At 68.3% G+C, this 12,260-nt stretch carries 9 protein-coding genes; 2 read left to right on the plus strand and 7 right to left on the minus strand.

From position 1 onward, the window contains the following. The 3 genes from O7617_RS03270 to O7617_RS03280 are packed head-to-tail and all read right to left on the minus strand — an operon-like array spanning position 1 to position 3,075. Positions 1 to 828 carry a carbohydrate ABC transporter permease gene (locus O7617_RS03270; RefSeq protein WP_282261425.1) on the minus strand — a complete coding sequence of 276 codons (828 nt, stop codon included), beginning with the start codon at positions 826 to 828 and terminating at the stop codon, positions 1 to 3. Continuing rightward, positions 828 to 1,808 (minus strand): sugar ABC transporter permease, encoded by a 981-nt coding sequence (locus O7617_RS03275; RefSeq protein WP_282261426.1) that lies wholly within the window; start codon positions 1,806 to 1,808, stop codon positions 828 to 830. Before O7617_RS03275 ends, O7617_RS03270 begins: the two co-directional genes overlap by 1 nt. A gap of 4 nt (positions 1,809 to 1,812) precedes the next feature. Beyond that, positions 1,813 to 3,075 (minus strand): extracellular solute-binding protein, encoded by a 1,263-nt coding sequence (locus O7617_RS03280; RefSeq protein ID WP_282261427.1) that lies wholly within the window; start codon positions 3,073 to 3,075, stop codon positions 1,813 to 1,815. A gap of 146 nt (positions 3,076 to 3,221) precedes the next feature. Here O7617_RS03280 and O7617_RS03285 point away from each other — a divergent pair, with 146 nt between their 5' ends. Further along, positions 3,222 to 3,992: a FadR/GntR family transcriptional regulator gene (locus O7617_RS03285; protein ID WP_282261428.1), complete on the plus strand. Its 771-nt coding sequence runs from the start codon at positions 3,222 to 3,224 to the stop codon at positions 3,990 to 3,992. Between the two features lie 75 nt (positions 3,993 to 4,067). On the opposite strand, the gene O7617_RS03290 is transcribed toward O7617_RS03285, so the two are convergent. The 3 genes from O7617_RS03290 to O7617_RS03300 form a co-directional block, all read right to left on the minus strand. Then, entirely contained in the window at positions 4,068 to 5,456 is a 1,389-nt protein-coding gene (locus O7617_RS03290; protein WP_282261429.1) for an RICIN domain-containing protein, read from the minus strand. A 490-nt stretch (positions 5,457 to 5,946) separates the two neighbouring features. Then, positions 5,947 to 7,413, minus strand: coding sequence for an endo-1,4-beta-xylanase (locus O7617_RS03295; protein WP_282261431.1), 1,467 nt, complete (start codon positions 7,411 to 7,413; stop codon positions 5,947 to 5,949). Positions 7,414 to 7,895: 482 nt separating this feature from the next. Next, positions 7,896 to 8,894 carry a PaaX family transcriptional regulator C-terminal domain-containing protein gene (locus O7617_RS03300; protein ID WP_282261433.1) on the minus strand — a complete coding sequence of 333 codons (999 nt, stop codon included), beginning with the start codon at positions 8,892 to 8,894 and terminating at the stop codon, positions 7,896 to 7,898. Between the two features lie 270 nt (positions 8,895 to 9,164). On the opposite strand from O7617_RS03300, the gene O7617_RS03305 reads away from it, so the two are divergent. Beyond that, entirely contained in the window at positions 9,165 to 10,484 is a 1,320-nt protein-coding gene (locus O7617_RS03305) for a PHB depolymerase family esterase (protein ID WP_282261434.1), read from the plus strand. 102 nt (positions 10,485 to 10,586) lie between these two features. Here O7617_RS03305 and O7617_RS03310 read toward each other — a convergent pair whose 3' ends face one another. After that, positions 10,587 to 12,170, minus strand: coding sequence for an arabinofuranosidase catalytic domain-containing protein (locus O7617_RS03310; RefSeq protein ID WP_282261435.1), 1,584 nt, complete (start codon positions 12,168 to 12,170; stop codon positions 10,587 to 10,589). Positions 12,171 to 12,260: the final 90 nt, after the last annotated feature.

Genomic DNA, 12,260 nt, shown 5'->3' on the forward strand with positions numbered 1-12,260 from the left:
TCAACCCTTCGTGGAACCGGCGGCGACGCCGTCGGCGATTTGGCGCTGGAGGAACAGGTAGACCAACAGGACGGGTATCGCGGCGATCAGCACCCCGGACGCGAAGGTCGGGATGTTGTCGGAGTACTGCCCTCGCAACGAGGTCACCCCGATCATGAGCGTCCGGTTCTCGGCCGAGGGCATCATCACCAGCGCCATGAGGACGTCGTTCCAGCAGAACAGCGTGTTGAGGATGCCCACCGACAACAGCGCCGGGGTGCCCAGGGGCAGCATGATCCGGCGGTACACGCCGTAGACGGTGTTGCCGTCGATCCGGGCGGCGTCGATGATCTCCGGTGGGATGCCCTTGTAGTAGCTCGTCATCAGGAAGACGGTGAAGGGCAGGAACTGGGCCACGTAGACGAGGATCAGACCCGGGTACGTGTCGATCAGCGCGGTGTCGGCCATGATCCGCGCGAGCGGCACCATGATCACCTGGAACGGGATGAAGAGCCCCGCGAGGCAGCCCAGGAACAACGCCGAGGAGCCACGAAACCGCAACTGGCTCAGCGCGAAGCCGGCCATCGACCCGATCAGGAGCAGCAGCAGCACCGACGACGCCACCACGACCAGCGAGTTGACGAAGTAGCGGCCCATGCCGACGCTGGTCCACGCCGTGCTGATGTTCTCCCAGTGCAGGGTGCTGGTGAGGGAGAACCGGTCCAGGATGTAGTCCCGGCGGGTCTTCAACGCGACGTTGGCGGTGAAGAGCAGGGGGTAGATCGTCGCCACCGCGAGCAGTGACATCGGGATGGCGACCACCCACCGTCCCAGACGGACGCGGGACATCAGTCCACCTTTCCCGATCGTTCGAGCAGCTTGATCTGCAACAGACCCACCACGAGCATGATCGCGAAGAGGATCGTGGACGCGGCGGACGCGAGCGCCGGGCGGTTCATCTGGCCCTGCTGGATCCAGATGTAGTACTCCGGCAGGTACGTCGAGCCCTCCGGGCCACCGCTGGTCATGACGAACAGCAGCCCGAACATGGAGGTCAGCATCCCGATCATCGTGGTCACGAAGACGAACTGGATGGTCCGCGAGAGGGCCGGGACGATCACGTGCCAGACGACCTGGCGCAGTGACGCCCCGTCCACCCGGGCGGCGTCCAGCAGCGCGGAGTCGAGCGTGGCGAAGCCGGCGAGGAACACCACCAGGGCCATCCCGAAGGTGGCCCAGACGTGTACGCCCGCCACCACGAACATCGCGATGTCCGGGTCACCGAGCCAGTCCACCGGGCCGGCCCCGACCGAGCCGAGGACGGCGTTGACGGGGCCGTCGAAGGCGAGCAGCAGGTTGAAGATCGCTCCGACGATGACCGGTGAGAGCACCGCCGGGAAGAAGTAGACGCTGCGGTAGAGGCGGTGACCCGGCACCCGGAGGTAGATGAACGTGGCGAGCAGACCGGGGATCGCCACCGCCACCGGAAGCAGCAGCACCAGCAGACCGACGTTGCTCAGCGCGGTGCGGAACAGCGGATCACCGAACAACTCCCGGTAGTTGCCGAGACCGACCGCTTCCCCGTTCTGGTCACCGTCGCCGGTGAAGGAGAAGTTGACTCCGAGGATCAGCGGGTAGAGCCGCAGCGCCACGATGATCAGGACGGCCGGCGCGACCAGGATGTAGGGGGCGAAGCGCTCGGCCCCCAGGCCGCCCCGGGTGCGACGGGGACGGGTGCCACCGCTGCGTGCGGAGGAGGTGACAGCCGGGCCGCCGGCCCGCCCGGCCGAAGCCAGGCGGACCGACGGTTGCGTGTTTCCGATCGACACGAGGTCAGCCCGCCTGGTCGGAAGCGGCCAACTGCTTCACCACCTCGTCGACGGTGATCGAACCGCTGAGCAGCTGCTGGGAGAGGCGCCCCATGAGGTCGATCGTCTTCGAGGAGAGCGCGACGTGCAGAGCCGGCTTACCGGTCTTCAGTTCGCTCACGATCGTGGAGGCGGCCGGGCCGGCCTGCGACACGTCGATCGTGATGTCGGCGGCGATCGCGCCGGCGTCGGCGTAGAACGCCTTCAGCGCCTCGGCCGAGGTCAGCGAGCGCACCAGGTCGGCGGCCACCTTCGGGTCCTTCGTCCACTTGGCGACGGCGTAGCCGATGCCACCGTCGTACGGCAGGCTCGGGGTGGTGCCGGCGGTGACGACCGGGGGCTTCATGACGCCGAGCTTCTCCGGGGTGAGGAACTCGTTGAAGGACTTCCAGTGCCCGACGTCCGACATGAGGCCCATGACGTGGGCGGCCTTGCCGGACTGGAAGGCCGCGAAGGAGTCGTTGAACATCGCGGTCGAGTTGGCCCCGTCGGTGTTCATCTTCTTGTCTCCGGTCTCCTTCCAGAGCTCGAAGACCCGCTTCACGTTCGGCGAGGTCCAGTCGCGCTTGCCGGTGATCCAGGCGTCGTACTCCGCGGCGGTCAGGGTGACCGACCCCATGCTGGAGAGCCAGAACTGGATGCCGACGCCCTCCTTGTTACCGAGGGCGAAGCACTTGGAGCCGGCCTTGGTGACGGCGGCGCAGTCCGCGACGAACTTGTCCCAGGTGGTGGCCGGGCTGGCCGGGTCGAGGCCGGCCTTCCGGTAGATCTCCTTGTTGTAGTAGATCGGGTAACCCTGCAGCGTCACCGGACCGCCGTAGACCTTGCCGTCCTTGGTGAACGCGTCCCAGCCGGCCAGCCGCTGCTTGTCCTCGGCCACGTAGTCGGTGATCGGCACCAGCGCGTCCACCCGGTCGCGGATCTGGCCCCCGCCGTTGAACATCATGACGTCCGGGCCCTTACCGGACTGGATCGCCGCACCGAGCAATGTGTAGTACTGGTCGAAGGGCTGTGCGACGAACTCGACCTCGACGTCCGCGTGCTTCTTCTTGAAGTCGGCCTTCGCCTTGTCCAGATACGATTTGGCGAACGGCTCGCCGGACTTCCAGTCCCACACCACCAACTTGCCGTCGGAACTCTTGGACGAGCCCGAGTCGCTTGCACTTCCACAGCCGGTCAAGGCCAGTCCAACAACGAAGACGGCCGACCATATTGCGCGCTGTCTCATGAGTTGTCACCTTTGAAAGTGGGGTGGCCGACGGCGCTACCGCCTGCCATCGTTGATCGGAAAGTAACTCGTATGACGTGTGACGTCAATACTCGGGCCGTAGACTGACGGGGACGTCGTGCCACGGCGGGTCATTCGGAGGGGACATGACGCCAGCTCAGGAGACAGCCCTGAACAGTCCGGTAACCCCGGCATGGGTCCGCCGACCGACAAACCTCGCCCGGGCGGTCACCGCCGAACTCGTGCAACGCATCGTCCGTGGCGTACACCCGTCGGGGACGTCCCTGCCTCCCGAGCCGGTCCTCTGCGAGACCTTCTCGGTGAGCCGGACGGTCGTCCGGGAAGCCGTCAAGATCCTTCAGGAGAAAGGGCTGGTGCAGGTCCGCCAGGGTGCCGGCACCATGGTCACCCCGCCGTCACAGTGGGACATGCTCGATGAGCTCGTCCTCGCGGCCACCATCGCCGAGGACGACAGCCTCGCGATCCTGGACGATCTCGTCGTCACCCGACGCGTGCTCGAGTCCGACATGGCGAACGTCGCCGCCCGGCTCGCCGACGCGGAGACCATCGACCGCCTTCGCGAGATGGTGGACGGGATGGACGAGCTGGTCGACGACCACGTGACGTACCACGAGCACGACCGGGCCTTCCACGACACGATCATGCAGGCGTCCGGCAACCGCATCGCCCGCGGTGTCGTACGCGCGCTGGAGAGCCAGGTCATCAACACCGCCAGCTACATGGGCCGCACCGAGCGCTCCCTGTGCGTGGCGTCCAACAGGGGCCACCGGCGGATCTACGAGCGCATCGCCGCCCACGACTCCGAGGGCGCCGCCGAGGCGATGTTCACCCACATCACCGAAGCCTGGTTGGTCCGCCGCAGCGGTTCGGGCAAGCCGGTTCGTCTGCAACGCTGAGCGGCAGCGCCACACCCCCGGCACGGGAGCGGACGCTGCCGCCGACGTCAGCGCCGGACTCGCCGGCGACCGGGGTCAGGAGAACTGCGAGAAGAACCTCCAGATCTCACCCTTGGTCCAGGTCGTGATCCCACTCTCGGCGTAGGTGCCGTCCACCGGGCCGGGCATGTGGCCGTTGTCGTACGCGGCCCACTGCACCGGGTACCCGGAGCGGCAGCCCGAGTAGGCGGTGGTGATGTGAGTGCGGCTGCCCGCCCCCGGCTCGGGCGGGTTCTGGGCGGTGCACCCGTTGTTGCGCACGAACGTGTCGCGCAGCGCCCTGCCCTGGGAGATGCTCAGGACGTTGTCCGAGATGCCGTGCAGGCCGAAGTACGCGATGGGCTGCGTCCCGCCACTGCACCCGCTGATCTGCCCGCCGGAGATGACCGCGACGGCCCGGAAGACGGTGGCCCGGGCACAGGCGATGGCGTAGCTCATGCCCCCACCCCAGCTGAAGCCGAGCGCGAACCGCTGCCGCGGGTTGACACAGAGGCTGCTCTCGATCCGGCTGATCATGTCGTCGACGAAGACGATGTCCTCACCGCCGGAGTTGGCCCAGCCGTTGCCCAAGCCCTGGGGCGCGACCAGGATCGCGCTGTTGTTCGACTGCTCCTGCTGCCCGTAGTAGGACCACGGCGTTCCACTGGTGCCGCCGGAGGAGACGTCCTGCATGGTGCCGCCCCGCCAGTGGAACGCGAAGATCAGCCGGTAGGGGTTGCTGTTGTCGTAGTTGGCCGGCACCCGCAGGGTGAACGTCCGACTCTTGCCGTTGCTCTGGATCGTGTGCGTACCACTGGACAGGGTCGGCGCCTTGCCGCAGCCGCTGCCACCGGTCGGTGGCGGGGTGGTGCCGCCGTCGGTGCGGACGAGCTGCCACTGCTGGTTGGCACCGCCGTGGTCGGCGTACTGCACGATGTTGCCGCCGTCGGCCGTGGAGGCACCCTGCACCTCCACCGCCTTGCTGCTGTGCCGGCTGATCAGTCGCACATGGCCGCCGTCCGAGTCGGCCAGCCGGAACTGCTGGTTGGTCCCGTTGAGGTCGGACCACTGCACGATCGCACCGCCGTCGGCGGTCGAGAAACCACTGACGTCGAGGACCTTGCCGGAGTGCCGGGACTTCACCCGGTAGAAGCCGCCTCCCGAGTCGACGAACTGCCACTGCTGGTTGGCACCGTTGTTGCGGGTCCACTGGCTGATCCGCGCGCCGTCGTTGGTGGCCGAGGCGTACAGGTCGAGCGCCTTGCCGCTGTTGCGGTTGACCAGGACGTACCAGGCGTTGGTGTCCACGGTGGCCGCCGCCGCGGGGGCCTGGTTGACCGCGACCAGCGCGCCGGCCGCCATGACCGCGGCCGCCGCGGTGGCCAACCCTGACCGCCAGCGATGCCGTGCTGGGGAGGCGGGACGAGCCTCACCGATGACCTTCATGGTCCACTCCTTCGATCGGGGCCGCCCACGAGCAGAACGCATGGGAGTGCCCTGGGGTGCGTGCCGGCGACTGGTGGTGGCGTCAGCACGTCTGAGGGGTATGCGGACGAGACGCGGCCGCCGCCGAGCGGCCGTGGCCCAGGCCACGGACCGAATGTGGAGCAGGCCCGCGCCGGGTGCGCGGCACCCTCCGGCTCCGGGCTGCCAGGTGGTCCGCGGGTGAAAATTAGCGTTAACGACGTCATACGTCAAACGATTGGCATCGATTTCGCGAGGTTCTCCACGGCCGGCAGCATGGGCGCTGGTAGCAGCTCTGCGAGCTTCGCGCCGCGACGGAGCAGTGACTTGACGTAGCTCTTGTTATCGCTCACAGTCGATGGACGGTGGGGCGACGCCGATCGGGCGAGCGGCACCTCCCCAGCGGGCACAAAGAGCGGCCCGCCCCGGGTGGGGGCGGGCCGCCGTCCTTGTCACCTGACTCGTCCGATCGCTATCCGATCCGGACCAACTGCCACTGCTGGTTGGTGCCACCCCAGTCGGCGTACTGGACGATGTTGCCGCCGTCCGCGGTGGACGCGCCCTGCACCTCGATGGCCTTACCGCTGTTGCGGTTGAGCAGACGCAGGTAACCGTCCGACGAGTTGGCGATGCGGAACTGCTGGTTGGTGCCGTTACCGTCACTCCACTGCACGATCGCCGCGCCGTCGGCGGTGGAGAAGTTGTAGACGTCCAGCACCTTGCCGGAGTGCCGGGACTTCAGCCGGTAGTAGCCACTCCCCGAGTCGACGAACTGCCACTGCTGGTTGGTGCCGTTGTTCCGTGACCACTGGCTGATCCGCGCGCCGTCGTTGGTCGCCGAGGCGTACAGGTCCAGCGCCTTGCCGCTGTTCCGGTTGAGCAACACGTACCAGGCGCTGGTGTCCACGCCGGAGCCCGGCGGGGGCGTGGTGGGCGGGGTGGAGCCGCCGTTGAGGGCGTCCAGGACGGCGTTGTACGCGGCCTTCTTGTTGCCGTTGCAGTCGAACAGCAGCGCGTTGTCCGAGCCACGCCACGAGTCACAGTCGCGCACGCCCCAGGTGGTGATGCCGGTGCAGCGGGAGACGGCCAGGCAGGCGCGGGTGACGGCAGCGTAGATGTTGGCCTGGTTGCCACCGGTCATCACGTCCAACTCGGTGATCTGCACGTCCACACCGAGGTCGGCGAACCGCTGCAGGTTGGCCTGGTAGTCGGACGCCAACGAGGTGCCCAGGTGCGACTGGAACCCCACACAGTCGATCGGCACACCACGGGACTTGAAGTCCCGCACCATGTTGTAGATCCCCGTCGACTTCGCGTTGATCCCGTCGGTGTTGTAGTCGTTGTAACACAACTTCGCACCCGGATCCGCCGCGTCCGCCGCCCGGAACGCCGCCTCGATCCAGTCATTACCCGTACGCTGCAGATTCGAGTCACGACGCCCACCCGAACCACCGTCGGCGAACGCCTCGTTCACCACATCCCACGAATGGATCTTCCCCCGGTAGTGCGTCGCCACCTGGGTGACGTGGTTGATCATCGCGTTGCGCAACGCGCTGCCCGACATACCCTGCGCCCACCCCGGCTGCTGCGCGTGCCACAACAACGTGTGACCGCGCACGCTCATGCCGTTGGCCTGCGCATGACTGACCAGACGATCACCACTGGAGTGGTTGAACACGCCCTGCTGCGGCTCGTTGGAGGCCCACTTCATCTCGTTCTCGGCCACGACATCGTTGAACTCACGGTTCAGGATCGTCGTGTACGCGCTTGTCGACAGCTTGTTGACGGCGACGGCCGCACCGAAGTAGCGGCCCTTCTCGGCGGCGGCAGCCTTCAGGGTCGTGCCGGCACCGGCCGCGGGAGTCAGCGCCACGGTCATACCGGTGGTGAGGGCGACGGCGAGGGTCGCCGCGGCCAGCAACGTTCTGCGTGATTTCATGTCGTTCCTTTTCAGTGGTTGCATCGGTGGTGGTGATGTGCCACTTCGATCAGGACGGCCGCCTGGTGCGGCGCACGCGGTCGGGGAAGGCGTTCGCCGGCGCAGCCGGGAGCCCTGAGGTGACGTCCACCGGCCCGGAGGGGACGCCGAGATTCGAGGTACGACCCGCAGGGCTCGCCCGGTGAACCCCACGAAACGACAATCCTCGATATCGAGGGTGAGCGATAACATGCCGTTCGTCAAGACGAAACGAGCCGTTCACGCCGACGCGCCGGAACTCCTCGCCTCGCCCACCACCGACCGCCTGCGAGGATCGGCGTCATCCGCCGCGCGACCTGCCGGAACGGCCACGCTGCGACACCACCGGAAGACGCCTGAGGGTGGCCCTGTTATCGCTCACAGCTAGCAAGCGAGACCGAGCGCGGTCGGCAGCGACGTCGAGTGTCAGGCACGATGCGGCGGCAAGCTCCACGACGCTCTCGTCAGCCGGCGGCGCCGCCGTGCCCCCGCTCCGCCAGGCTCGCCTCGACGCGTACCCCGGCGAGCATGTCGGCCGTGGTGTGCGCCCGAATGCCGGGTTGCGTACCGTCGGCGAACCGGGCGACCACCGCACGGACGTGTCGCTCGGCGGGTGCGGCGAGGCCGTCGTAGACGGCCGCGAACAACTCCTGCGCCGGCCGCCGGAGCCACCCCTCGGGAAGGAGTTCCACCGGCAACTGCGGATCCAGTACGGGGAACCGCCGGAAGGTGTCCATGATCTCGGTGCGGGCCCGCACCGCGGCGGCACCGTCGACCTCCCCGGACACCACGCCGGGCAGCAGCGGCGTCCAGCGTCGGAGGAACGCGTCGTAGCTCCGGCTGATCGCCTCGACGTCCCAGGCCTCGATCGGGGCACGGTGAATGGCCGAGCCGAGCGGAACCTGCCGTCCGCGAAACACCGTCACGGCACCGAGAGTGAGCTGGTCGAGTCGCGCCCGAGCCGGACCGTTCAGCTCGCGTGGTGAGATCCACAGCCCGTCGTACAACGGCGCGTAGCCGAGCCATCGCAGTTGCGCCCGCAGGGCCCGCCGTCGTGCGCTCAACTCCTGCGGCAGCGAGAAGGCGACGACGGTCCAGCACCCGTCCCATCGCACCGTCGAGGTGGTGGAGGTGAGGATCCAGTGCGCCCCCGCGGAGAGGCTGGCAGCCGCGCCGCGGCTCAGCCGGTACGAGCTGCGGCGTCCCAGTCGACTGCCCTCCAGGACACCGCGGCGGGCCAGCCGGCTGATCGCTGTGCGCGCACCGGCCGTCGTCACGCCGGTCTCCCCGAGCAGCGCCACGATGGCGGCGGACGGGAGCGGGACACGGGTCCGCAGGGTGTAGTCCGCCAGCAGGGTCACGGCGACCCCCTGGGGTGAGTTGCCGGCCTGCCGCCGAGGCAGCCGGAGCTCGTGATCTCCGTCGTCCGGATAGATCTCGTCGATGTCGAACGGGCTTGCCACAGGCGCTCCGTGCTCTTCAGGGACGGTGTGACGACTGTAGACGGAGCACCGCCGGGCCGACTCCCGGGACCGGCCCCGCGATAGAGAGACTTCGATTGACACTTGTCGGTCCGAGGGGAACACTAATTGCCATGCAATGCCGTCCGGAGCCGGGCAGAGGCAGGGCAGACCACAGGTAGCGGGCAGGCGCGATCAGGCGGGCACCGGGCGCACCCGCCGGCGGATCGCGCGACCAATCCCAGCCGCACCGGCAATCGAAGGAGTCGTCCGTTGACAATCAAGAGAAAACTGCTGCTCGCGCTCGCCGTGCCACTGGTGACGGCCGGCCTGGTGGTCCCCGCGTTCCGACCCGCGTACGCGGCGTCGCTGACCGAGGTGACCAGCTTCGGGGACAACCCGGGACGGATGCGCATGCACGTCTACGTGCCGGACAACCGCCCGGCCAGGCCGGCGACAGTGGTCGCCATGCACGGCTGCGGCGGCTCCGGCCCCGGCTTCTACTCCGGGAGCGAGTTCGCCGGCCTCGCCGACCGCTACGGGTACATCGTGATCTACCCGTCCGCCACCCAGCAGGCCGGCTTCGGCAACTGCTTCGACACCTGGTCGGACGCCGCCAAGCGGCGTGGTGGGGGCAGTGACCCGGTGTCGATCATCTCCATGATCCGGTACGTGCAGCAGCAGTACGCGGCCGACCCGGACCGCGTCTACGCCACCGGCAGTTCGTCCGGCGGCATGATGACCAACCACATGCTGGCGCTCTACCCCGACGTGTTCAAGGCCGGCGCCGCGTTCATGGGCGTGCCGTTCAACTGCTTCGCCAACGCGGCGGACTACCCGCCCGGCAGCAGCCAGTGCACCGGCGGGAACATGAACCGTACGCCGCAGCAGTGGGGCGACGCCGTGCGCCAGGCGTACCCCGGCTACTCCGGACCTCGCCCACGCGTCCAGCTCTGGCACGGCACCAACGACACGCTCGTGCCGTACTCGCTGCTGCAGGAGACGATCGAGCAGTGGACGAACGTGTTCGGCCTGAGCCAGACACCCACCTCCACTGACACTCCCCAGGCCAACTGGAACCGGCGTCGGTACGCCGACACCAGCGGCACCGTGCAGGTCGAGGCGTACAGCATCCAGGGTGCCGGGCACAGCCTGCCGTCCGGCGGGATGGCAGCCGCCGCCCTGCAGTTCTTCGGCCTGACCAACCCCACGACGCCGCCGCCGACCACCCCGACCCCGACCACCCCTCCCCCGACCACGCCGCCGCCGACCAACGGCGCGTGCCGGGTGACCGTCGCCATCAACGCCTGGAACAACGGCCTGACCGAGAACATCACCATCACCAACACCGGCACCAGTGCCGTCAACGGCTGGTCCCTGGTCTTCACCCTGCCGAGCGGGCAGACGATCACCTCGGGCTGGAACGCCACCTACTCGCCCAACTCCGGGCAGGTGACGGCCCGCAACGTCGCCTACAACGGCGGTATCCCCGTCAACGGTTCGGTGACGATCGGTTTCCAGGCCGTCCACAGCGGCAACAACGGCCGGCCGTCCTCGTTCGCCCTCAACGGTGCGTCCTGCGCCATCGCCTGAAACCAAGCCGGATCGCCTGAGACCGGGCCGGCGTCGACGAGACCGTGCGCCGGTCACCACCTGCGTGGTGACCGGCGCACGACTCGTTCCGGCGTCGCCGGGTCAACGGTAACCGGCGCCCACCACGTTGGCCTGCACCGCGTTCTCGGTCGCGTCGGACGGATAACCGGCGACCATCGCGCCCTCGTAGAAGGTGCCGGCGCTCAGGTTCGCGCCGCCGTCGGGCTTGCAGCAGTCACCACCACTGCCCAGGATGATCGCGCCCTGCTTCTTCATCGGGCTGTACCCGGCCGGGAGCGAGCCGTCGTACAGCGTGTAGAGGCTGCCGGACTGCGCGTCGCTGCCCTTGATGGCGAAGCGGGTGGTGCCGTTGTTCTTCAGCGTCGCGGTGACGAACTTGCTGGTGAACGCGCGCTGATTCGGGTTCCAGGTCTGGCTGCCACCCGGGAAGAGGCCCCACTCCAGGTCCGCCTGCACCCATGGGCCGCTGCCGGAGCAGCCGCCGAACCAGCACTGCTTGCTGAAGTTGATGGCGTCCATCGCCCCGGCGGCGTCGGCTTTGCGCGTCGTCTCGCTGTTGCCGTAGTCGAAGCAGCACCCGCTGTTGACGTGGGTGCCGCTGGTGACCATGTACATGCCCTCGGGAGCGGCGCCGGTCGGCACTCCGGTGAGGTGCCCGTCGCGCCAGTAACTGTTGCCCGGGTTGATGTAGAGCGAGTACGCCTTGGCCCCGCCCACCGTCAGCGACTCCGACGTGGCGATCGCCGGCTTGCTCTGCGGTGAGCCCGGCACCACGCTGGATCCCTGGTACCAGAGGTCGTTCCCGCGACCGGACTGGTCGAAGACGACGGTGATCACGCAGGTGGTACCGGCGCAGAAGGAGTCCTGCGTGGCCGCGACGGCGGTGCCGCCCGCGGCGGACACCGCGATGTTGCGGGTCGTGTTGTCCGACGAGCGCCGCACCTGGTAGAGGTTCCCGGAGTACGCCGCGAAGAGGGCCCGCGTCGTGCTGTGCGCCGCGATGCACGGGGTGCCGCCGGAGGCGTAGATGTCGCACGGGCGCGCGCCGCTCGGCGGTGGGGTGGTCGGCGGTGGCGTCGTCGGCGGGGTGCTCGGCGAGCTCCACTGCTGGTTCGCGCCGCCGTTGCAGGCCCAGAGGATGATCTTGGTGCCGTTCGCGGTGGCGGCGGCGTTGGCGTCGAGGCAGAGCCCGGACTGCACGCCGGTGATGGTGCCGTTGCTGTTGACGTTCCACTGCTGGTTGTTCTGACCGTTGCAGTCCCAGATGATCACCTGCGTGCCGTTGGTGGTGCCCCGGCCGTTGGCATCCAGGCACTTGTTGCCGTACACCGTGAGCTGCCTGCTCGACGTCCAGGTCCAGGTCTGTCCGGCGCTGCCGTTGCAGTCCCACAGCTGGGTCTGGGTGCCGTTGGTGGTGCTGGAGTTCGGCACCTCCAGGCAGCGACCGGACTGCGTACCGACGATGGTGCTGCTCTGCCCCGGCTCGATCGCCGCGGCCACGGCCGCGGCGGCCTCAGTGGTGAAGGGTGCGGTGGCGGGCATGCTGCCGTAGCTGACGAGGACGCCGACCAGGGCAGCGGCCAGAAAGGTCAGACGTCGGACGCGGCGGCGTCTCGGGACGGGATCGGGGCCCGTTGCGGGCCCATCGGGGGACGGGGTTCGCACGAGGTGCTCCTCGGAGTCGCGGAGGTGGGGGGTTGTCGACGCGCCAGGGCGAGGGTGGTGTCGGCGAATCGATTCGCAAGAAATCGTAGG

Source organism: Micromonospora sp. WMMD1155, assembly GCF_029581275.1.
Lineage (GTDB): Bacteria > Actinomycetota > Actinomycetes > Mycobacteriales > Micromonosporaceae > Micromonospora.

What these genes read in the sequence shown, in the direction of transcription:
- O7617_RS03285 (WP_282261428.1), top strand. Translation starts at nt 3,222, where the DNA reads ATGACGCCAGCTCAGGAGACAGCCCTGAACAGTCCGGTAACCCCGGCA.
- O7617_RS03295 (WP_282261431.1), bottom strand. Translation starts at nt 7,413, where the DNA reads ATGAAATCACGCAGAACGTTGCTGGCCGCGGCGACCCTCGCCGTCGCC.
- O7617_RS03280 (WP_282261427.1), bottom strand. Translation starts at nt 3,075, where the DNA reads ATGAGACAGCGCGCAATATGGTCGGCCGTCTTCGTTGTTGGACTGGCC.
- O7617_RS03290 (WP_282261429.1), bottom strand. Translation starts at nt 5,456, where the DNA reads ATGAAGGTCATCGGTGAGGCTCGTCCCGCCTCCCCAGCACGGCATCGC.
- O7617_RS03270 (WP_282261425.1), bottom strand. Translation starts at nt 828, where the DNA reads ATGTCCCGCGTCCGTCTGGGACGGTGGGTGGTCGCCATCCCGATGTCA.